The organism is Enterococcus sp. DIV0240d (assembly GCF_051711245.1).
Taxonomy (GTDB): domain Bacteria; phylum Bacillota; class Bacilli; order Lactobacillales; family Enterococcaceae; genus Enterococcus_D; species Enterococcus_D casseliflavus.
Genome location: NZ_JBIOMG010000001.1, coordinates 1,918,718 through 1,938,951 on the forward strand (window position 1 = coordinate 1,918,718; position 20,234 = coordinate 1,938,951).

Genomic DNA, 20,234 nt, shown 5'->3' on the forward strand with positions numbered 1-20,234 from the left:
AATGAACCGTGCCCACGATATCGTTCAATTAGATAAAGAAGTTCTTGATATGATTGATATTCCCAAATGGTTTTCTGAAAAAGAACAGCTTTTTGCGACCGTCCGTCGTGGGAAACCCCGTAACCCCAGCTATTTACCAGTGGGGTTGCGCGGGGAAAAGCGGCAAGAACGGTTTGCCTTTGAGGCACCCTGCAACATGATCAAACGAACGATCCATCCTTGGGAATTGATCACTCGTGAGAGCTTTCGTTTCAATGAAGTAGCCAATTATCCAGTTTACCGCAGCTATCAACAAGCACGGCTTTTATTGAAGCACTATTCTTGGGGAATCGGTAGCAGCTTGGGTTTTGAATTGGCTGCAAAACAGGCAGCAATCAAGCCGACCAGTGATTTAGATCTGTTGCTTTATGCCGACACGAAAGAAAAGCTGCCACTGGAACTATTGGAAAAGCAGGCAGCCTTTTTTCAACAGATCGATGTTCAAGTTATCACAAAACAAGGCGGGTTTGCCTTAAAGGAGTATTTGGAACATCCATCAAAAAAAATCTTAGTAAAAACAGACGAAGGGCCAAAACTCACCACTGAGATTTGGTAATTATTAGAAAAGTGAGCGAAAAACATGTTTGAGAACAACGATTTAAAAATCAACATCAGTGATTTCCAAAAAGTATTTGCCGTGACAGCAGTAATGATGCAAACGATTTCGACTTTTGCCTTATCCAATACCCAAGATGAAAAGACTGCAGCATTCATCGGTACCTTTTATGTCTTGGTGAAATTTACCGCACCCCTGTTTATTTTTGCTATTGTTTATAACATGGTTAAGACTAGTCAACATCTGTCTTATCTAGAATTTTTGAAAGAAAAGTTTTTTGAACTTGTCGTGCCATATGTGCTTTGGACGACGGCTTATTTATGGCTGTTTCCCGCTGTCCAACAAGGAAAACCTTATACTGACACAGCAACGTTTTTACTGAAATATGTGACGGGGGATGCGGCGCCACACTTATGGTATACGATCATGATGCTGCAGATCCAATTGTTGATGCCGTTTTTTGTCTGGTTAGGCTACAAAGTGTTGACGAAGAAAAAAGCTGTTTGGCCAGTATTGATCGTCGCAACTGCTTTGTATGTCGTTTGGTATGTATTTTATGATCGCCAAGTTTTTGAAGGACCGCATCATGAAAGCTGGTATTTATTGGATCGGTTTGTCTTTAGCTTTGTGATCTACGGGATCTATGGCGAAGCCGCTTTGATTTATCACGCAACCGTTTATCGCTTCCTATACAAGATTCGCTACGCTTTCTTGCCAGTGGGCTTAGCATTAGGGCTATTATCTGCCAATCATCTGCTACATTATGCAGGTGATCTAAGTTTCGCTCATGCACCGTATTTAAATACATTGCAAAGCTTATATAGCTTAGTATTGATTTTTGCAGTCTTTATGTTTGGATCAACCATGATCAAAAACAATGCCCCACAGTTAGGGACGTTTAAGTGGCTGTCTACTTATGCGTATCGAACCTATCTTGCCAATGTTTTTGTCTTTCAAGTCTTGTTGCTATGCTTCAAAGATTTGTTGCTGCAACTGCCAATGGGCATCATGATCATCGTCGCTTATTTGGCAACTGCCAGCTGTGGTTTTTTAACAAGCTATGTTTTGCATGTTTTATGGGTAACGATCAAAGGTCAAATCAAAAACTAGAGGAGGAGTTGGATGTTTGCATTAGCTGTAGAAGAAAATTGTCGACGACTCGCCCAATTGGTAGAAGAAGCCTTGATTGCAGAAGTGACATTGTCCCCAAAACCTGGGTTAGTGGATGCCATTGATTCAGGTGCCCATCACGATATGGATCAAGCACTCTTTCTACGATCAGCTCGAGCATTGACGCCATACTTTGAAGAAATGGCCTTGGTGTCTTGGGGAAGCAGCATGTCTCAAGAGTTGCGGGAAGCAATCGCTGCCATCGGTCGGAAGGCAGAACAGGCGATGTTGGCAGCCACTGGTGGCATCAACACTCATAAAGGGGCCATCTGTGCACTAGGCTTGCTCATCAGCGCCGTCAGTAGCCAACTTAGTCGCAAACAACGGATTTTTTTACCAGAAGTCTTTTCTGACATCCAGCTTCTCACTGCATTTCCTGATCGTGCGCTGATTCAACAAACAGAAAGTCATGGCAAAACTGTTCAAGCCAAATATGGACATCTCGGTGCGTATGGGGAAGCTGCTGCTGGGTTCCCTCATGTTCAAATCGCTCTAGCAGATTATTTTTCTCGGGATTGTTCCAATGAGACCAAAAAAAGGCTCCACATGCTGTTGGCGATCATCGCTACGCTGGACGATACGTGTATTTTATACCGCAGCAATCAAGAGGTACTGGCACTGGTTCAGCAACTCGCACAAAAAGCCAATCAGCAAGCGTTGCCGAACCCAGCATTTCATGCACTAGCAGCCTTCTGCCAGTCAGAAAATGTGTCTCCAGGCGGCAGTGCTGATCTGTTGGCTGCCAGCTTCTTTTTATTGTCCATCAACTCGGTTTTACCCGTAAACGAAGGAAAGACCGTTTACCAATAACTCTTTTCCTTAGAAGAAAGGCAACGATTCTTCTAAGGATTTTTTGTTTCATTTTTTCGCTCGATTAAGAAAAATAAAATCTCTTGCTATTTGCATAGTTTAATGATTAGATAATTCTTAGGCACTACTGAAATGCTTCGTTGCTCCATTGCAACGAATAAAGGAGTTACAGATGAAATACTATAATGCTTTTCTTCAAAATCTTGTGTTGCGGCGCTGGACTGTCCTGTTTATGCTTGCGGGCATTCTTTTTTTGTTTCGCAGTCTGATGACCATTCTTTTGCTGACCTTTATCTTTACGTATCTGATTTATCGGCTGGTTCTTTTGCTCCATCGAAAAAGCCATCTGCCCATCAAGCTTACGAGCATCCTGACCTACAGCTTGATTGTTTTTATTCTTTATTTAGTAGCAACAAATTATGTACCCATCATCATCAAACAATCCGTCCAATTAGTCAATTCCGTTGCTGATTTCTACCAACGGACAGACTCCAATAATGAATTGATCGAATATGTCTTGAATTTATTGCAGACCAGCGAATACATCCAGAAATTACAAAGCGGCGTTCTAGTCGTGATCAATTATCTGTATAATTTCGGTGAGTTGGCGTTGACTGTGCTGATCTCCTTTCTGCTTAGCTTCTTCTTTATGATCGATAACAAAAAGACCGTTGCGTTTTCTCGGCTGTTTTTGCAAGGGCGAGGGGCGTGGTTCTTTGAAGATGTTTACTATTTAGGAGCTAAGTTTACGCGGGCTTTCGGAAATGTGATCGAGACGCAGTTGGTGATCGCCTTAGTCAATACAGCGATCACTGTTTTCGCCTTAGCGGTGATGGGCTTTCCGCAGCTGTTGAGTTTGGCGTTGATGATTTTCTTTCTCAGCTTGATTCCTGTTGCTGGTGTGATCATCTCGTGTATTCCATTGACGTTTATTGCCTATTCTATCGGCGGATTTAATGACGTGATCTACATTCTATTGATCATAGTGTTTGTTCATGCGTTGGAATCCTATATCTTAAATCCGCGCTTGATGGCTAATAAAACAGAGATCCCGATGTTTTACACGTTTATTCTCCTGTATCTTAGCGAACATCTCTTTGGCTTGTGGGGCTTGATCATCGGGATCCCATTGTTCACTTTCTTTTTAGATTTAATGAATGTGAAAGAGATTCCGCGATTGCGTAAAAAATCCCATGACACCTTGCAGGACCAATAAAAATGATTGCTATAAAGGATGGCAATTGATAGAAAAAACCATCTCTGCCGATGAAAGGCGAGATGGCTTTTTTATTTCGCAGCAATTTTTTTCGTAAAGGAGACAAAGCAGATTGCTGAAGAGGGGCTTTGAAACATCCCTGTTGCTGAATACCCTAACGAGTGATAAAAGTGAACCAGCTTAGGTTCTTGCAGGATCGTATTCAAACGTAACGTATCTGTTTGAACGAGCCTTTCAATCAAGGTCATTGCTTGTCTACCAATCCCGCGGTTCTCGTAGGAGGGAAGAAGGGCGATGGAAGATAGCTTCGTCGTATGTTCCTGCTCAACCGTCAGTTTTACAAAGCCCACGGTTTTCTGAGCGGTCATGATTAAATAATAAGTGGTATTCGACGCAGAAAACTTTGCGTTTAGCTTCTCGAAACTTTGTAAATAGGGAGAAGTTTCTTTGTCTTGATAACGGAGAAAGAGTGGTTTGAAGGCCGCTTTTTGTATCAAGTAGATTGAAAGCAGATCGGAAAGCTTCGCTTCTTTAAGCTGAATGAGCATGCACACCTCCATAAAAAATCAGACATCATTTATTGAAAGACATTGATTCGGCTTAGCAGATCCTGATGGAAAAGCCATCGATTAGCAGTCTTTCATTGGCTCGTTTCTGTTTTGATCCTTCCCTCAACCACAGGTTCACAAACGAAGAGATCCGCAGGGGTTCGTGCCGTCGTTGTTTTATTGAAAAAGATCATTTATCGATGTCACTAAGTCGTCATAGGTTTGACCGGTAGCGATTGCATAAACGGAAAGCAAAAAGACGAGTGCTGCTGCCAACACGTAAAAAATACGGAGGCGATAGCCGTCACCTGTCCGACGATTTTTTACAAAAGTAAAAACCGTCACAGCTAGATAAGCGAAGGTCAATAAACAAATAAGGTACGTTATAATTTCTGGAGTCATAAGCGTTTTCCTTTCTTTTTTATTTGTATAAAAATATACTCAATAAATATAATATAACCATTTCAATAGCGTCAAAGAAAGCGCTCAATTTTTGACAAAAAAACTGACCGAGTGGCAACCACTGGTCAGTTCTATTCAAAAACGATGGGGCATGATCTTAATTGTCTTTTTTTCCGCATCTAGTAAGCTTCTTAGTTCATCAGCTAAAGCGATACAGGCAATACTATCCGTTAAGGACATCAGGGGATTTTCGAGTTGTCCTTGTGCAAGAGCGGTATGAACTGCTTGAATCTCCGAATGGAAATCATCGATCTCGTACCCAATATCATAGACCGTGTCTTCTTGGTCAATCGTCACGGTAAAAGAAGCGGGGCGATGGAAGTTGGGGATCGTGATTTTCCCTTTTGTTCCTTGTAACTCCGCCACCGTCTCTTTTGTTTGGTCAAATCCAGTCTCAATCACTGCAACAAAGTCTTCACTGACAAAGCGTGCTTCAACATAGGTATCAACCCCAGTTTCATACAGGCTGTAATCGATCATTTCGGCAGTTAAATTTTCTGGTGAAAAATCTTGGATAAAGGCTAAGTTATAGATCCCCATATCCAGTAAAGCACCCCCTTGTTTTGGCAGATAATGGTAAGAACTGCCTTCGACTGGTAAATGGCGGCGAAAAGTAGTCGTGACACTTGTTAGCTCACCGATATGACCACCATCCACAAGTTCTTTTAGTTTGCGATACGCTGGGGTGAAGCGTGGCTTCATGGCTTCCATAAAGAAGACTTCGTGTGCTTGGGCTTGTTTTTGTACATCGCGCATTTCTTGTGCAGTCAAGGTTGCTGGTTTTTCACATAAAACAGCTTTTTTCGCTTGAAAGGCTCTGATGATCCATTCATAGTGATACAAATGCGGCAAAGCAATATAAACGACATCGATAGTTGGATCATCTAATAGGTTTTGGTAGTCATCAAAGACGGCGTCACACGGAAATTTTGCTTGAAACGCTTGCGCTTTTTCCATCGTACGACAAGCAACCCCATAAAGCTGGGCGTCTTGAAAATTTTCTAAACTAGCAGCAAAGCGATTGGCGATATTTCCGGCACCAATAATTCCCCAATTGATCATTTTATTTCCCTCTTTTCTTCAGTTGACGGGTATTCTGAGAGAATCCCTGATTCCAAAACAGTTTGTTTTTTTCTTAACTCGACAATATTTTTTTGGTATTCTTTGGCATACAGCAATGCAAACAGTGAATCTAAAATATACTCAAAGGCGACCTGTGAAGAAAAGGTGCCGACTTTGAGAAAATCACGTTCATCATGAGAAGCGATGATCGCATGGGTCGCTAATGGGATGATTTTCGCATGAGCGTTTCCAGAAATCACGATCACTGGTACCCCGACATCACGAAAGTGCTGCATGATTTTTTCGTATTGCGTATTTTTCCCACGGTAGGTAATAAACACGGCACAATCATTTTGCGTGACGTTCGATGCATTCCACGCATCATCCCCATATTCATCAGCAACGATCAGATACTTATTGATTTTGACCAACTTGTTTTGAAAACTTCTTGCCCGGATCTGAGAATCGCCGCGAGCAAATAAGAAAATCCGTTGCGCAGCTTCCAACGATTGCACCACTGCTTCCATCATTTCTGGAGCGACCTGAGCATGGGTTTTGTGGATCGAGTTGATCGTTAGATCGGCCATTTTTTTCAAAATGTCAGGTGTTTGATCCTTAGGCGAAAAGGGAAAATTCGCGTCAACAAAGGTTGGGTTGAACATCTGATTATGGGCAATTTCAGCCAGACCTAAGCGAAAACTTTTAAATCCTTCATACCCCATCTTTTTGGCTAGACGAATGACGGAAGAGTGGGATGTGTATGTATGCTTAGCGATGACTTCAATCGTCAACAAAGGCACATCATTGATATTTTGCAAAATATAATCGGCAATCCGTTTCTCCGTATTGGTCAATCCTTCTTGAAGCCGTAATTTATCTCTTAATAACATCAAACCACCTCTTTCTAATCATAGCCTAGGACAAAGAAAACCAAAAGCAAAAACTGTACCTTTTTGGCAATTTGGTAAAAATGTTCAGAACCACTGAGCAGTGTGCGAAAAAGTCTGGTCAAAAGAACCTGTTTTTGGCAAAAGACTTCTCATTTCGAAGGATATCAGCAATAATCAAGCTATCAATTCATAGGAGGCGTCACAATGTTAACTATCGCATATCTCGGAAACGGAAAAAGCACCAATCGCTACCATCTGCCTTTTTCAACCAAGCTACAGGATAAGATCAAAGTAAAGACGATCTATTCACCAAGCGGCAAGCTGACCTGGCCAACACTAGAAGGCGTTCATTACACCTCTGACTTAGAGGATATCTACCGTGATCCTGAAATTCAATTAGTTGTGGTCACGACCCCCAGTCATTTGCATTATGAATTAGGCAAGGATGTCTTGCTCCATGGGAAAAATGTCTTGATCGAAAAACCTTTTACGGAAACTTCGGCACAAGCAAAGGAATTGTTCGCACTGGCGCAAGAGAAAGGCTTGTTTGTGCAATGCTATCAAAATCGCCGCTTTGATTCCGATTTTTTGACCACGCAAAAAGTGATCGAAAGCGGCGTGCTCGGAGATCTCTTAGAAGTAGAGATGCATTATGATTATTTTCGTCCAGAGATTCCACGGTCAGTGACCGAATTTTCATTGAATACTAGCTACTTGTACGGACACGCTTGTCATACACTGGACCAAGTGATCTCCTATTTTGGACAGCCAGACGATGTCCATTATGAGGTTCGGCAATTGCTTGGAAAAAATCGCATGAATGATTACTTCGATTTGGATCTGTTTTATGGTCGAATGAAAGTCTCAGTCAAATCTAGTTACTTCCGATTAAAAGAGCGGCCTAGTTTTGTCGTTTATGGCGAAAACGGCGTTTTTGTAAAACAAACCAAGGATCGACAAGAAGAGCATCTAAAACAGTTTTATCTCCCAGATCATGCCGATTTTGGGATCGATTTGCCAGAGCACTATGGCACACTAACTTATATGGATGCTAACGGGAACTACCATGAAGAAAAAGTCATCTCTGAAATTGGTGATTATAGCCGTGTGTATGAGGGCGTCTATGAAACGATCATCCATGGCAAAGAGAAAATCGTGAAAGACGAAGAAACGATTTTACAAATCGAAATGCTAGAAACAGGCATCAATCAAGTGATTACTGAGTCATAATGCAGGGTGATTATGGGGCTTTTGACAAACAAAGCGCCTGAAGGCATCAACTGACTCAACGTAAAGGAGTAGATCCGAATCGAACCTTCAGAAATCCTGCAAGAAGAACAGCAGCTGCAGTTTGCTCATTTTGACAATGACCTCGCATTGCGGTTGGTTATTGCCATCGATCAGTACGTTAAAAGGAACTATCCGAAGCCGGTAGGGATCAAAGTTGTTCATCAGGGCTTGCCGATCATTCGATTTTTAATGGCAGGGCGAAAAGAGAGCCCTTGGCTTGAAAGAAAAGAACGAACGGTACTAGAAAGCGGGCATAGTTCACTGTACGTCTATGCGCAAAAAGATAGAGATATACAATTTGCTAAATGGGCACAAGACGAACATTATGCAATTTGTGGTGGTGGTTTTCCAATTATCGAAGACAGAAAAGTCACTGGTGCTATCTGTGTGTCAGGTTTGGCTCATTTAGAGGATCATAAAGTGATCACCGAAGTATTGAAACAAATGATTTAAGAAGATAGAAAAGGGGAAGCAAGATGAACTTAGCGATTTTAGGGGCAGGCATGATCGTCCATGATTTTTTAACGGTGGCAGGGGATGTCCCACAACTTGAACTGTCCGCTATTTTTGGGACAGAAAATGATTTAGAAAAAATGAATCACTTAAAACAGCAATACAAGATTCAAACCGTCTACACAGAGTTAGGGGCATGTTTGGCGGATCCATCCGTTGACACCGTGTATGTCGCACTGCCCAATCATTTGCATTATTCCTTTGCCAAAGAAGCAATCCTCGCTGGCAAACACGTCATTTGTGAAAAGCCATTTACGTTGCAGACACGAGAATTAGTAGAATTAGCAGAATTGGCTGCTGCCCACAAGGTGCTTTTGATCGAAGCCATCACAAATCAGTACTTAGCCAACTATCAAGGAATAAAAGCGCAGCTTGAAACATTGGGAGAGCTGAAAGTGATTGAATGCAACTATTCGCAGTATTCTTCTCGTTATGATTTATTCAAAGAGGGAACCGTTTTACCTGCATTTAACCCGAAAATGGGTGGTGGGGCATTGATGGATATCAATATCTATAATATTCATTTTGTCGTCGGGCTTTTAGGAAAACCAAAAAGTGTCCGCTATTTTGCTAATGTCGAACAGGGGATCGATACTTCTGGCATGCTGTTTTTAGACTATGAACAAACAAAAGTCGTTTGTATCGGCACCAAAGATTCGACAGCGACGATTCGTTCAACGATCCAAGGGACGAAAGGATCGATCATCGTCAATGGGCCGACGAATATGCTTGCCAGCTATGACGTTGAACCGGTCCATGGGGCAAAAAGCCATCAGGATCGCAGCGTTCACGGACATCGTATGTTTGAAGAATTTGTCCGTTTTGCACAAGCCATTCACGAAAATGATCAGGCCTTTGTCAAGGAACGTCTTGCCCATAGCAAGCTGGTGATGGAAGTCGTGGAAAAAGCATTGGCAGATGCCCAGATCGTATTAGGATAATCGCATCAATGAGGAAAGACACCAGCTTCTTAGAAAAGTTGCTGGAGTCTTTGTCTGTTGTCTTATTTTTTCTTCTTTAAACTCAATAAGGTTAGTGGGATACCCAAGGTGAGGTAGCCGACAATCGTCATCAAACAGACCACCAGCCAAAAGTTATCTACTGCTAGAAATGCAATCAGCCCATATGCCACCAGAATCGAGAGAAAATAAAAAAGAAAGAGCTGAAAAAAACGTTTAAAACTCACAGTCATTCATTCTCCTTTGTCGTTAAACTGACAAGAAAAGTATACCACATCAAATGCAACTTCAAGGGCTGAATGTGATCTTTCGCAGGAGCCGCTAAAGGCGAATTGTTTTGTCGACTGGCCGTGATTCGCTATACTTGAAGGGAAGAGAAAGCGCAGGAATATTTTTTTAGGAGAAGGAGGAGACAGATGAAAAAGGTGGATGTACTGATTATCGGAGCGGGTCCAGCTGGAACGGCTGCTGCCTATGGGTTAAAAGCCAAAGGTAAGACAGTGGCGATCGTTGAAGCCGATTTATGGGGTGGCACTTGCCCCAATCGCGGGTGCGATCCAAAAAAACTACTGATGCGAGGCGTAGAAGTCAAAACAGAGGCGAAACGTATGCAAGGCAATGGTGTTCAAGGGCAGGTAGCCATTGATTGGCCGGCACTGATGGCGTTTAAGCGCTCGTATACCGATCGGGTGCCAGAGTCAACCAAACAAGGGTTAATAGCAGAAGGGATCACTACTTACTACGGACAAGCCGCTTTTCGTGATGCCCATACGGTCGTCGTGGACGCAGAAGAGATTCAAGCAGAAAAAATAATTATTGCGACAGGACAGCGTCCAGCCGTACTGCCCATCGTCGGCAAGGAGCATTTACAAAGCAGTACTGATTTTCTTTCCTTTGAAAAGATGCCAGCAACGATTGCTTTCATAGGTGCTGGGTATATTACCTTCGAATTGGCGATGATCGCTCAAGCAGCAGGTGCTGAAGTTCATGTGATCCATCATAATGACCAGCCGCTAAAAGGATTTGATGCTGAATTGACCGCAGAAATGGTTCGTTCAATGCAGGACCAAGGCGTTTCGTTCCACTTTAATCAGAACACGCGGCGAATCACGAAAGAACAAAACCACTATACGATCCAGACACAAGCATTGTCTCTCACCGTAGAAGCAGTGATTGGTGCCACGGGACGCAGACCCAATAGCGATCAGCTGCAACTGGAAAAGGCAGGGGTAGAAACGTCAAAACAAGGGATCGTAGTAAATGAGTTTTTGCAGACTAGTCAAAGAAACATCTATGCAATTGGGGATGTGCTAGCGAAAAAGCAGCCCAAACTGACGCCTGTTGCCAGCTTTGAAGCCGCCTATCTTGTCGATCATATAGATGACCAGAAAACACCCATCCGCTATCCGCTGATCCCTACGCTGGTTTTTGGTGCGGAAAAACTAGCAAGAATCGGGATCAGTGAGCAAGAGATTGCCGATAATGCCTCAGAGTATCATAGCGAGGTGATGGATCTTTCTTCTTGGTATACCTATCGACGAATCAATGATCAAGATGCAAAAATCAAATTGGTTTATGACACATCTGATACCATCGTTGCGGTCACGATTGTTTCTGCATTGGCCGATGAGTTGATCAACCACTTCGTTTTTGTGTTGGAGAATCAGCTATCGAAAGAAGCGCTGGCCCAAATGATTTTTGCCTACCCAACACCTGCTAGCGATTTGTCCTATTTTCTATAAATAATCAAACAAGCCTGCGCTAGTTTCCGCTAGCACAGGCTCTAAATTATTATGTCCGTATTGACTATAGTCCGTGAACCTTAAATGAACCTTAAAGTTAGGCTGGGTTTCATTTAGGCAATGTCTTTGTTTTCTAGTAACCCTAGGTTTAGGCTTTTTTTGACAGTCGGCGGACAGCTGCAATCAGTAAGATCGCTGACAAGAAGAGTCCGACCAAATAGATGATGAAAACAGAATCTGGCTCATAGTGCCGATAATTGAATATTTTTACCATAAAAAAGAGAAACGGGATCGCTGCAATAAGGGTTGAAACGAAACGTTTCCGCCATTGTATGAAAAACGATCCAATCACTAGAAAAAGACAAAACGGGATCCAAAAGACCAAATGTCCGATAAGTTCGATTTTTCACACCTCCTAGCAAGTAAAATCATCATAACGTTTCTTCCTAAAAAGCAAGCGTGAAGGAAAAAATAATCCCATTAGGCATGTATGAAATTATGAGTGGAGTCTTCTGAAAAGTTCACAAGAAATCTGAGAATTTCAAAAGGAAATGAAAAAACGAACGGTTAGGAATATCCCAATAGTCCGAGACAAAAAATACCTCTTGCAGCATTCATTTTGACTTGAATCCTGCAAGGGGTACTCTTTTTTAGAAAATCTGGTGCTTTATTCAATTGATATAAAAGAAATGCCTAGGAAGGAGCAGCAGTCCTTTTTTATGGCAAGATGTTCTTACTATAAAAAAGGGAAATGACCATACCTATGTCCAACAGATCCTTATAATAAAATCCTTTTAGTGGACCAATGTGTAAGAAAAATCCGAGAATCATTAATACAAACAGCAGCAGAAAAAGCAGGTTGAAAGCGGTCATCAAGCGAAAACTGAAATGCCAATTACTCAGGAAATACTGATATTTCGCTGCTCGGTAAACTTTGTTTTGAATCGGAATTTTCTTGAGTGCAGGGATCGATTCATGATAGGACGTAAATAATTCGTAGTCTTTTTTCGTCAGTACTTCTGAGAAAATGTGCGTCCCTGCCTGAAAGTCGAAATAGCCCCAATGGAATTGTTCTTTATCCTCTGGTGATTCGTGCTTCATCAGCTTTCTTGGCTTGATCGTGAACGCCTTGATGGTCTCATAGGGGTAACTGAAATAGGTGTTACTTTCTAAATAGTCGATGATGACCAGAAAAAGCATGCGGGTTTCTGTGAAAACTAACAAACGATTGCCGCGGGTATCATGAAAGATGTCCCGGTATGCTTTTGCTTTCTCGGTTGTTGCATAGGCATAGGCGCCAAGTCCTTGATTGGCGAAGGCGAGGTTTCCATCTGGCGTCAAAGGCAGATAGCCAAGAATCGTTTCGTCTTTTGCTAAAAGCGTCTGAAGCTCCTCTAATAGATCTTGCAAGAAAACATATTGTTTGGACAGCTCGAAAGTTGTTGCTTTTACTTGTTCAGATATTTTTGTCAGTGAATTGTTTTCATTTAAGACTAACTGTTTAAAATCCATCGATAGTCATCCTTTCTTTTAAGCGTTTGCGGCCACGGGAAAGACGATTGTAGATCGCTGAGACATTTAAGTCCGTCTGCTCTGCGATGGTTTCGGGTGACTCTTGGTAAAAATAGTAGAGCAGAAAAATCCTTTGATCGAGGGCTTCAAGGTCTTCAATAAAGCCCAAAAAGGTTTCCTTTGTCAAAGGTGATTCTTCAATAGCTAGTTCCTGCTCATCAACAGGTTTTTCTTCCAGTGAGCGCTTGTTCAATTTCCGCTTGTGGTCAATCGCACGACTACGACTGATCAAAAGCAGCCAAGTAATCAAGCGGCTTCTTTCTGGTTGGTACGCAGCAATCTTTTGCCAAACCTCGTAAAAAACTTCGTTCGCTACATCTTGGCGCTCGCTCACTTCATGCGGTTGGGAGAGGACACTATGAATCGTCCTCAGCATGCTATCACCATAAACAGCTAACAGTTCTTCTAAGCCGGCATAGTCTTTCTTTTTGATTCGTTCAATGATTTCTTCATCCTGCACCTTCTTCACCCCTTCACACTATATACGAAGAATGTTTGCCTTTTCTATCAGAAAAAGAAAAAAACCTCTGTTAACGAGGTTCATGTTCTTTGGCCAGAAGATCTGTTGCCAAGCGCTGGGCCAAATATTCCAAAAGAATGCCGCCAAAAAAAGCGCCTATCATATAAAGAATGACTGCTTGCAGCTCCAATGGATTATTTGCTAGCCAGAAAGAAAATAGCGAGCCGATGATGAATAGGTAGCTGCCAAAAAGCACTTGCCGCCACGAGCGTTTTTTAACAAACTTGCTAATGAGAAAGGTTGAAAGGATCATCAAGAGAATTTGGATGAATGCCAGCGAAGGCAAAAGTGCAAAGTCAGAAACAACCATTTCCCAAAATTGTTGAATCAAGAAAAAGAAAGCAAAGAGAATGAGCCCGCTTGATAATGTACTAAGCCGCAAGGAAGATATTTTTTTTCGCATTGGTTTACTCCTTGAAAGGTTTTCTTTATTATAGCAAATTTTTAATTAAATAATGTAAAAAGATGAACGAGAAGATCTGCAAAAAAACTTCTCCTACATGTGCCTACTTTTAGAATACTTGAAAGAAACGAGTGGATGGACTCGATACATAAGGAGGATTTCATGCCAACGATTCTTTTTGCGCCTGCGGTATTCAACTTGGCTGAAACGACAAGGATGATCGAAGTCGCTAAACAAATGCAAGGAAATCACCACTGCGAGTTCTTTGGTTTTTCAAAAACCTTTGCTTCACTTATCACTGAAAGTGGCTTTACGTACCATTTGCTGACGCCGAATCTGACAGAAAAACAAGAGGAACAGATCATAAAATTAGATCAACTACGCTCAATAAAAAATCCCTTCACCAAAGAGATGGTTGCCGCGCGTATTCTGAGCGAACAAAAGCTGATCGATAAACTTGCTCCTCAGGTCATTGTAACTGGATCGAATGTCACGATCTTTCTATCTGCTCGCAGCAAACAGATTCCCTTAGTCTACGTAAAACCCTATGCGATGAGCGATCCCTTTTTTCGATCAGATAGCGCATTTATCCCTTCTAGTTTGCGTTTCTTCGGACCGCTAAGGAAACCACTTTGGTATTGGATAAGAAAACAATTGGTAAAATCCCGCTGGATGCCCCGAGCATTCAAACACGCTGCTCAAACAGAAAAACTTTTTATGCCTGAAACGAGCTTACGAATGATGGACGCTGATTTAAATCTCATCACCACTCCTGATTTATTTTTAACGAAAGAGCAGCTGCCAGAAAATTATCAAATCGTTGGGCCGATTTTTGCGAAGCTCGGGTCTTCTTTACCAGACGAAGTGTTGACTTTTATTCAACAAAAGCGGCGGGAAAGAAAACGAATCGTTTATTTTACGATGGGCAGTTCGGGGAATCCGCGCATGGTGCGAAAAATCTTAGCTTTCTTGCGAAACCGTTCGGAACTAGCGATCATTGCTCCGGTTACACATCTACTCAAGGGGAAACACAACGACTCAGAGAATCTGTTCTTGACCGAATATCTGCCAAGTCATCTATTGCATGAGCATATCGATTTTTCTTTTATCCATGGTGGGGAAGGGACTGTTCAAACAGCTTGTGCATCTGGGAAGCCGTTTATCGGAATTGGGATGCACTATGAGCAATGCTGCAATATGCAGTACTGCGTGGCGTATGGCAATGCAATCGCGCTGACAAAACCATTAACTGAGAAAAAGCTGGAAGCTGCCCTGACTGAGGTTGGAGCTCCGAAGATTTGCCAACAAGCCTATCAGTTAAAGAAGGATTTCCCGACAAATGGTCCTCAGAAAGCGATGCAGGAGATTGAACACTTTTTAGAAAAAAACAATTTTTCTAAATTTTCCTATTAAAAAAGAGCGATTATCATTGAGATAATCACTCTTTTTTAATAGAGATCTACTAGCATCAGCAAGCCTGGGACCCACGTAGTGAAGATACCACAAGCGATCGCAAAATAATGAATCTTACGACCAAAGTTTACCTTCACGATCGTATCCAAAAAGCCGCAAAACCATAACGCTCCCCATGTTAACCAAATCAATGCAAAGAGGGGATCTTGCTCCCATTGCCAAGAGACCCAAGCAAAAGGTAAGGTATTGATGGCTACGAATAGTGCGAAAATCCCATAAATACGTAGATCTAAATCAAAAAGGTAAATGATCCCTACCAACAAATACGTGAAGGCAAAGAGAAAGCCAGTGCCTGCTTCATAATAAGCGCCTTGAAGCATATAGATTAGATTGATAATAAAAGATAACGTACCTGTAAAAAGATTGATCAAAGCAAGTGAGCGGTAGTCAATGTGAAGTAAGCTGCCCCAGCCGTTGATTATCAAAGTAATTCCTACAAAAAATAAACCGATCCCTAACATAAAATCCTCCTTTACTTAAATTTAGAATAACAAATTCTAAGAAAAAATAATAGCTCTATTTATTTTTATGTCAATAAAAAGGAAAATAATTTTGAAATTTGCTATATTTTGCTGCTAAATTTGATAAAATCAATACCAAAGAGCGCTGCTAGCCGATGCTTTTCTCGTTAAGGGGAAAATTTCAGCGTATAAAAAGATCTTTTACTCGTTGGAAGAAGGGGAAAAGAGACAGATCAATAGATTTTCAGTGTATTGATCGGACAAAAAGCAGACCAGGTAGCAGTTTATCGGTTTTTACGAATTTGCAGCAGTGAAGACTGTTTTGCGGAAAGGAGGACTTATGCCTAGAAAAGATCGAATCTTACTTTTCATTGACGAATATATGCAAGCTCAAGGTTGCGCACCTACCATACGAGAAATCTGTGCCAATGAAGAAATAAAAACGACCTCTTTGGTTTATCGTCATTTGCTGCGTCTCGAAAAAAGAGGCCTAATTTACCGAGCTTATCGCTTTAAGTCACGTTCGGTTCGTTTTACAGACGAAGGGAAGGCCTATGTCAAAGCGTTGCGACAAGCACTTTTAGCAGACGAAAAACTAACGCATGGCAATGAAGAATAACTTAACACCAAAATAAAAAAGCCTAGAGGCTTTTTTATTTTGGTGCACGGTAGCCAGCGGCTTCCGCTTCAGCGATCGTTTTGAACCATTCTTTCGGATTCGTCGTATCATCATAGTATTTAGATCCTGGCAAATGATAGATGCCGCTTCTTGATCCTTTGATCAAACCATTTCCTTGTTGATCAACATATTCTTTCTGTTTCTCCTCTGTTTCACTGTTTTGAGAAGTGGCTGTTGTCGTGTTGTTCTCACTACTTGTAGCATTCTCCTGTTGCGTCATATCTTCGTTTGAAATCTCGCTGCTGCCATCCGCATAGTTGATCGTGACGCTATCTTGGATGTTGAAGATATAATAGTTGAATTGGATCGTATCGTCGCCAATAGATTGGGCTTGCATCTGTACCCCACGGGCAACCAGCTCGTCATCACGATAGATTGGAGTGACAGAATATCGAACATAATGGTTTTTGTCTTGCTTGAGATAGTAGTTGATATCCATTTCTAAGCGCAACATCTCTGGATTGTTCAATTGACTAGTTCCCGTGATCAAATTCTTCCAGTTTGCATTTTCGCCAGCTAAAGCAAACCCAATCAAATGCGTCCGATTATATAAATATTTCCCATTGGGGAGCTGTTTATTACGCCAGCCTGTCGGTTTCACGCTGGAGATATCGCCACGTTTTTCCGTAGGCATTAAGGATTGATTCAACATTGCTTCAGCCGAAGTCGCTCGATTGAGGTGGTCAAGGTCGCCGTATGCTTCCCAGGCACCATTTTCAAGTGAAAGGTCGTCTTCTGAAAACTCAGGGATGTTTTGATTGACTTCAATTGTTTGGGTGCCTTGGTAGGTTAGCTGTGCCAATTCGTCTGCGCGAATATCTTTAGCAGAAGGGGTGCTTACCTCTGATTGTTGCGTTTCCTGCTTTGGAAATAGGTCATTGTTTTGTAGGAAACCAAAGCCAACTGCTGCGAGTGCGAGAAGCGCAGTGACCGATCCAATCAATGTTTTTTTCTTTGCCATCTCTTTATTGCCTCTCTTTTCATTGATATAGGTTTAGAATAAACGGTGAGTAAAAAAATCACAACTAGTTTATCATACCATTTGCGGGGGATGTTTTACAGCGTCTGCTAGCTTCTTTTGCCTTTTGTTCTTGATAAACTTCAGTCAATTTTCTTTACAAGCGACGTCCTTTAAAAGAATTTTTCGTTTGCGAGTGATATTTTTCATATTTTAAAAAAACTATGTGATATAATGAATAAAGTTGCTGCTCTATCCCTTTGATGCTTGTTTTAATAACAGTCATCTCCAGCTGCGGAACAAACTTTCAGCTGTCTAGCAGACAACGTTCAAACGAAAGAATACTGGACAATTTTCTGAACGATTGCCTTTCTTTCTTTGACCAAAATTATAGGAGAAGGAGTGTATCCCATGAACCAGCAAGAAACCATCTTACATTATTTAAATAAGAAAGACTCTGAAAAGTTAAAAGAACTCGTATCAGGAATGGAAGAGCTGCCGCTATTACAATTATTCAGCAACTTATCCGCGGATGAAAAAGTGATCGTTTTCCGACTGTTACCGAAAGACAAAGCCCTTATCCTGTTTGAAGATTTGACACCAGCTACCCAACAACACTTATTACGCTCTTTCACCGATGAACGAGCAACCGAATTTGTGAATGAGATGGCGCCAGATGTTCGTGTACGGCTTTTAGATGAGTTGCCAGCGACCGTAACACAAAAACTTTTACAATCGTTGGCGCCTGATGAACGAGCTGCAACAAACCTCTTACTAGGGTATGAAGCTGAAACTGCGGGTCGCTTGATGACACCGGAATTCATTACATTGAAAAAAGATATGACAGTCAATCAAGCATTGGAAAAAGTGCGAATGCAAGCCAAAGAAAAAGAAACAATCTATACGCTTTATGTTACTGATCAAACGAAAACGTTAGAAGGTGTTTTGTCGCTGAAAGATCTCTTAATGGCACAAGGGGATCAACGCATCAGTGAGATCATGTCCCAAAAAGTTATTTATGTGACCACTGACACCGACCAAGAAGAAGCAGCCCGTTTGCTAAATGAACTAGATATCATTGCGCTGCCAGTCGTAGACAAGGAATCAAGAATCGTTGGGATCATTACCGTCGATGACGCGATCGATGTCATCGAGTTGGAAACAACGGAAGACATGTTTAATGCCGCTGGCTTGGTCGATGTCGCCTCCAACGAAGCAGACCGTAGTAATGTTTTGATCAATGGCAGCCTGTGGCAAATCTGGAAAGTCCGCTTGCCATTCTTAGTGATCACTTTAGTGGCTGGACTTTTAGCTGGGTCGTCATTGATGAATTTGAACAAACGTTAGAGTCGGTGGCAGCCGTTGCGATTTTTATTCCTTTGATCATGGATATGGGTGGAAACGTTGGTACACAATCCTCTACTGTATTTGTTCGGGGGATGTCGTTAGGGCATATTGATCTTTCAACCTTCACCAGACATTTCTTTAAAGAAGTTTGGATCGGTTTGAGTCTAGGCTTGATCGTCGGGATCATCTCAGGAACCGCTGCTTCACTTTGGCAAGGGATCCCGATGTTAGGGGTCGCTGTTGGGATTTCATTAGTTTTTGCTATGACTTTAGCCGCAGCACTTGGCTTTTTAGTCCCGTTTGTACTTATTAAACTAAACATCGACCAAGCAGCCGGCTCGGCACCGATCATCACCTCGATCAAAGATATTGCTGGCTTGTTTATCTACTTCGTTTCAGTAAATGTTCTTTTGGGTCATTTGCTTTAGCATACTGTCCGTTCCAGTGGTATAATAAAGCGACATCACATGATGAGCACAACATAGAAAGGGGAAATGTCCTATGACAAATCAAATGAAGCAACATCAACTCGGAGGTTTCTCTTTTTAAGTGCGGCCTCCTAATTAACTGGAGGGAAATCATGGAAAAACAAGGAATCGTGGTTTTTCAGGCTAAGGATATCGCAAAAGTCCGCCTGACTACAGGAGAAGAATGTTTAGCAACCGTTTCAGGAAAATTTCGTCAACAGGCACGAGCGCCAAAGGATTATCCTATTGTTGGTGATTTTGTCCAAGGGCAGGTGTATGATCAAGATCATTTCTTGATTGATGCTTTGCTCCCACGAAAGAGTTTTTTACAACGAAAAGTAGCCGGAAATCGGACGGATGAACAAGGGATCGCTGCGAACATCGACACGGTTTTTATTGCTACTAGTGCCAATGAAGAATTTAATTTCGCTCGGTTAGAGCGCTTTGTCACGATCGCTTGGGACAGTGGCGCTAACCCAGTGATTCTCTTGACCAAAGCCGATCAAGTCACAGCTGATGAAAAAGCAGAGCTGCTGCAAGCATTAAACGATGCTTTTGGTGTGAAAGCATTCGCTACTTCTATTTATGAACCGAACGAATTGCTGACAGAAGCCTACTTTTCAGACGGAAAAATCAGTGCATTTATCGGTTCGTCAGGCGTCGGGAAGTCCAGCTTATTAAATCAGCTCATGGAACAAGCCGTTCAAAAAACCAATGACATACGAGAGGATAGTCGAGGACGACACACGACGACGAGTCGCCAGTTGTTCACACTGCCCTCTGGCGCAATGATCATCGATACTCCTGGCATGCGGGAAGTTGGCATCAGTACCGTTCGGTCAGCTTCGATCGAGCAATCCTTTGAAGCGATCAATCAATATGCTGAAGGTTGTTTCTTCAGAGACTGTCAGCATGAAACAGAACCGAAATGTGCGGTAAAAGCAGCTATTGCTGCCGGTGAGCTTTCAGAAGCAGCCTTCGCTCGCTATCGCAAAATGGAAAAAGAGCTGGCGTATTTGAAACGAAAAGAACAGATCAAAGAAATGAAAAAGTAATAGTTAGCACTCCTTTCTATAAGAGGAGTGCTTTTTTGTACG

General features: G+C 42.0%; 21 protein-coding genes and 1 pseudogene. 12 read left to right on the forward strand and 10 right to left on the reverse strand.

All coding sequences use genetic code 11. The annotated features are described in order from the left end of the window. Position 1: 1 nt before the first annotated feature. From IGJ25_RS08965 to IGJ25_RS08980, 4 genes are all read left to right on the forward strand, one after another. On the forward strand, positions 2 to 595 hold the full coding sequence (locus IGJ25_RS08965) for a malonate decarboxylase holo-ACP synthase (RefSeq protein ID WP_225000827.1): 594 nt from the start codon (positions 2 to 4) through the stop codon (positions 593 to 595). Between the two features lie 24 nt (positions 596 to 619). Continuing rightward, positions 620 to 1,705 (forward strand): acyltransferase family protein, encoded by a 1,086-nt coding sequence (locus IGJ25_RS08970; protein ID WP_225000828.1) that lies wholly within the window; start codon positions 620 to 622, stop codon positions 1,703 to 1,705. Positions 1,706 to 1,717: 12 nt separating this feature from the next. Then, a complete protein-coding gene (locus IGJ25_RS08975) occupies positions 1,718 to 2,575 on the forward strand; it encodes a triphosphoribosyl-dephospho-CoA synthase (protein ID WP_225000829.1) in 858 nt (285 codons plus the stop codon). 172 nt (positions 2,576 to 2,747) lie between these two features. Then, complete coding sequence (locus tag IGJ25_RS08980) at positions 2,748 to 3,791, forward strand: AI-2E family transporter (RefSeq protein WP_081117165.1); 1,044 nt, start codon at positions 2,748 to 2,750, stop codon at positions 3,789 to 3,791. Positions 3,792 to 3,862: 71 nt separating this feature from the next. Here the strand turns inward: IGJ25_RS08980 and IGJ25_RS08985 are convergent, their stop codons facing one another. The 4 genes from IGJ25_RS08985 to IGJ25_RS09000 all read right to left on the reverse strand — a co-directional run bounded on the left by IGJ25_RS08985 (position 3,863) and on the right by IGJ25_RS09000 (position 6,753). Next, the gene (locus IGJ25_RS08985; protein WP_081117166.1) at positions 3,863 to 4,339 is read right to left on the reverse strand and encodes a GNAT family N-acetyltransferase; all 477 of its coding nucleotides are present in this window, start codon (positions 4,337 to 4,339) and stop codon (positions 3,863 to 3,865) included. A gap of 177 nt (positions 4,340 to 4,516) precedes the next feature. Next, positions 4,517 to 4,741 (reverse strand): hypothetical protein, encoded by a 225-nt coding sequence (locus IGJ25_RS08990; RefSeq protein WP_005226057.1) that lies wholly within the window; start codon positions 4,739 to 4,741, stop codon positions 4,517 to 4,519. A 135-nt stretch (positions 4,742 to 4,876) separates the two neighbouring features. After that, positions 4,877 to 5,863, reverse strand: a complete 987-nt coding sequence (locus tag IGJ25_RS08995) for a Gfo/Idh/MocA family protein (protein WP_081117167.1) — start codon at positions 5,861 to 5,863, stop codon at positions 4,877 to 4,879. Then, positions 5,860 to 6,753 (reverse strand): MurR/RpiR family transcriptional regulator, encoded by an 894-nt coding sequence (locus IGJ25_RS09000; protein WP_225000832.1) that lies wholly within the window; start codon positions 6,751 to 6,753, stop codon positions 5,860 to 5,862. Before IGJ25_RS09000 ends, IGJ25_RS08995 begins: the two co-directional genes overlap by 4 nt. A 204-nt stretch (positions 6,754 to 6,957) precedes the next feature. Between IGJ25_RS09000 and IGJ25_RS09005 the strand changes: the two genes are divergently transcribed. The 3 genes from IGJ25_RS09005 (at position 6,958) to IGJ25_RS09015 (ending at position 9,497) form a co-directional block, all read left to right on the forward strand. Continuing rightward, positions 6,958 to 7,983 (forward strand): Gfo/Idh/MocA family oxidoreductase, encoded by a 1,026-nt coding sequence (locus tag IGJ25_RS09005; RefSeq protein ID WP_005226060.1) that lies wholly within the window; start codon positions 6,958 to 6,960, stop codon positions 7,981 to 7,983. A 114-nt stretch (positions 7,984 to 8,097) separates the two neighbouring features. Beyond that, on the forward strand, positions 8,098 to 8,496 hold the full coding sequence (locus IGJ25_RS09010; RefSeq protein WP_080542651.1) for a heme-binding protein: 399 nt from the start codon (positions 8,098 to 8,100) through the stop codon (positions 8,494 to 8,496). Between the two features lie 23 nt (positions 8,497 to 8,519). Beyond that, a complete protein-coding gene (locus tag IGJ25_RS09015) occupies positions 8,520 to 9,497 on the forward strand; it encodes a Gfo/Idh/MocA family protein (RefSeq protein ID WP_081117171.1) in 978 nt (325 codons plus the stop codon). Positions 9,498 to 9,559: 62 nt separating this feature from the next. Here IGJ25_RS09015 and IGJ25_RS09020 read toward each other — a convergent pair whose 3' ends face one another. Continuing rightward, a complete protein-coding gene (locus IGJ25_RS09020; RefSeq protein ID WP_005226063.1) occupies positions 9,560 to 9,748 on the reverse strand; it encodes a hypothetical protein in 189 nt (62 codons plus the stop codon). Between the two features lie 183 nt (positions 9,749 to 9,931). Here IGJ25_RS09020 and IGJ25_RS09025 point away from each other — a divergent pair, with 183 nt between their 5' ends. Continuing rightward, positions 9,932 to 11,257 carry a dihydrolipoyl dehydrogenase family protein gene (locus IGJ25_RS09025; RefSeq protein ID WP_081117172.1) on the forward strand — a complete coding sequence of 442 codons (1,326 nt, stop codon included), beginning with the start codon at positions 9,932 to 9,934 and terminating at the stop codon, positions 11,255 to 11,257. A 717-nt stretch (positions 11,258 to 11,974) separates the two neighbouring features. Here IGJ25_RS09025 and IGJ25_RS09030 read toward each other — a convergent pair. The 3 genes from IGJ25_RS09030 to IGJ25_RS09040 form a co-directional block, all read right to left on the reverse strand. Continuing rightward, complete coding sequence (locus tag IGJ25_RS09030; RefSeq protein ID WP_081117174.1) at positions 11,975 to 12,769, reverse strand: hypothetical protein; 795 nt, start codon at positions 12,767 to 12,769, stop codon at positions 11,975 to 11,977. Next, positions 12,759 to 13,298, reverse strand: a complete 540-nt coding sequence (locus IGJ25_RS09035; RefSeq protein ID WP_051095336.1) for a sigma-70 family RNA polymerase sigma factor — start codon at positions 13,296 to 13,298, stop codon at positions 12,759 to 12,761. The genes IGJ25_RS09030 and IGJ25_RS09035 overlap by 11 nt, the downstream gene beginning before the upstream one ends. 61 nt (positions 13,299 to 13,359) lie before the next feature. Next, entirely contained in the window at positions 13,360 to 13,752 is a 393-nt protein-coding gene (locus tag IGJ25_RS09040; RefSeq protein ID WP_081117175.1) for a hypothetical protein, read from the reverse strand. Between the two features lie 162 nt (positions 13,753 to 13,914). Between IGJ25_RS09040 and IGJ25_RS09045 the strand changes: the two genes are divergently transcribed. Next, positions 13,915 to 15,165 (forward strand): glycosyltransferase, encoded by a 1,251-nt coding sequence (locus IGJ25_RS09045; RefSeq protein ID WP_438779253.1) that lies wholly within the window; start codon positions 13,915 to 13,917, stop codon positions 15,163 to 15,165. 35 nt (positions 15,166 to 15,200) lie between these two features. Here the strand turns inward: IGJ25_RS09045 and IGJ25_RS09050 are convergent, their stop codons facing one another. Next, positions 15,201 to 15,686: an AmiS/UreI family transporter gene (locus IGJ25_RS09050; protein ID WP_005226071.1), complete on the reverse strand. Its 486-nt coding sequence runs from the start codon at positions 15,684 to 15,686 to the stop codon at positions 15,201 to 15,203. 340 nt (positions 15,687 to 16,026) lie between these two features. Here IGJ25_RS09050 and IGJ25_RS09055 point away from each other — a divergent pair, with 340 nt between their 5' ends. Beyond that, on the forward strand, positions 16,027 to 16,305 hold the full coding sequence (locus IGJ25_RS09055) for a LexA family protein (protein WP_225000835.1): 279 nt from the start codon (positions 16,027 to 16,029) through the stop codon (positions 16,303 to 16,305). A gap of 34 nt (positions 16,306 to 16,339) precedes the next feature. On the opposite strand, the gene IGJ25_RS09060 is transcribed toward IGJ25_RS09055, so the two are convergent. Then, the gene (locus IGJ25_RS09060) at positions 16,340 to 17,326 is read right to left on the reverse strand and encodes a DNA/RNA non-specific endonuclease (RefSeq protein ID WP_074933894.1); all 987 of its coding nucleotides are present in this window, start codon (positions 17,324 to 17,326) and stop codon (positions 16,340 to 16,342) included. 408 nt (positions 17,327 to 17,734) lie between these two features. Here IGJ25_RS09060 and mgtE point away from each other — a divergent pair. Together mgtE and rsgA are read left to right on the forward strand one after the other, a co-directional pair. Further along, a pseudogene (gene mgtE, locus IGJ25_RS09065) lies at positions 17,735 to 19,098 on the forward strand (magnesium transporter). 152 nt (positions 19,099 to 19,250) lie between these two features. Beyond that, entirely contained in the window at positions 19,251 to 20,192 is a 942-nt protein-coding gene (gene rsgA, locus IGJ25_RS09070) for a ribosome small subunit-dependent GTPase A (RefSeq protein WP_016609344.1), read from the forward strand. The last annotated feature ends 42 nt before the right edge of the window (positions 20,193 to 20,234 follow it).

Coding starts and splice junctions, on each gene's coding strand:
- IGJ25_RS08965 (WP_225000827.1), top strand. CDS start 2: ATGAACCGTGCCCACGATATCGTTCAATTAGATAAAGAAGTTCTTGAT.
- IGJ25_RS08970 (WP_225000828.1), top strand. CDS start 620: ATGTTTGAGAACAACGATTTAAAAATCAACATCAGTGATTTCCAAAAA.
- IGJ25_RS08975 (WP_225000829.1), top strand. CDS start 1,718: ATGTTTGCATTAGCTGTAGAAGAAAATTGTCGACGACTCGCCCAATTG.
- IGJ25_RS08980 (WP_081117165.1), top strand. CDS start 2,748: ATGAAATACTATAATGCTTTTCTTCAAAATCTTGTGTTGCGGCGCTGG.
- IGJ25_RS08985 (WP_081117166.1), bottom strand. CDS start 4,339: ATGCTCATTCAGCTTAAAGAAGCGAAGCTTTCCGATCTGCTTTCAATC.
- IGJ25_RS08990 (WP_005226057.1), bottom strand. CDS start 4,741: ATGACTCCAGAAATTATAACGTACCTTATTTGTTTATTGACCTTCGCT.
- IGJ25_RS08995 (WP_081117167.1), bottom strand. CDS start 5,863: ATGATCAATTGGGGAATTATTGGTGCCGGAAATATCGCCAATCGCTTT.
- IGJ25_RS09000 (WP_225000832.1), bottom strand. CDS start 6,753: ATGTTATTAAGAGATAAATTACGGCTTCAAGAAGGATTGACCAATACG.
- IGJ25_RS09005 (WP_005226060.1), top strand. CDS start 6,958: ATGTTAACTATCGCATATCTCGGAAACGGAAAAAGCACCAATCGCTAC.
- IGJ25_RS09015 (WP_081117171.1), top strand. CDS start 8,520: ATGAACTTAGCGATTTTAGGGGCAGGCATGATCGTCCATGATTTTTTA.
- IGJ25_RS09020 (WP_005226063.1), bottom strand. CDS start 9,748: ATGACTGTGAGTTTTAAACGTTTTTTTCAGCTCTTTCTTTTTTATTTT.
- IGJ25_RS09025 (WP_081117172.1), top strand. CDS start 9,932: ATGAAAAAGGTGGATGTACTGATTATCGGAGCGGGTCCAGCTGGAACG.
- IGJ25_RS09030 (WP_081117174.1), bottom strand. CDS start 12,769: ATGGATTTTAAACAGTTAGTCTTAAATGAAAACAATTCACTGACAAAA.
- IGJ25_RS09040 (WP_081117175.1), bottom strand. CDS start 13,752: ATGCGAAAAAAAATATCTTCCTTGCGGCTTAGTACATTATCAAGCGGG.
- IGJ25_RS09045 (WP_438779253.1), top strand. CDS start 13,915: ATGCCAACGATTCTTTTTGCGCCTGCGGTATTCAACTTGGCTGAAACG.
- IGJ25_RS09050 (WP_005226071.1), bottom strand. CDS start 15,686: ATGTTAGGGATCGGTTTATTTTTTGTAGGAATTACTTTGATAATCAAC.
- IGJ25_RS09055 (WP_225000835.1), top strand. CDS start 16,027: ATGCCTAGAAAAGATCGAATCTTACTTTTCATTGACGAATATATGCAA.
- IGJ25_RS09060 (WP_074933894.1), bottom strand. CDS start 17,326: ATGGCAAAGAAAAAAACATTGATTGGATCGGTCACTGCGCTTCTCGCA.
- rsgA (WP_016609344.1), top strand. CDS start 19,251: ATGGAAAAACAAGGAATCGTGGTTTTTCAGGCTAAGGATATCGCAAAA.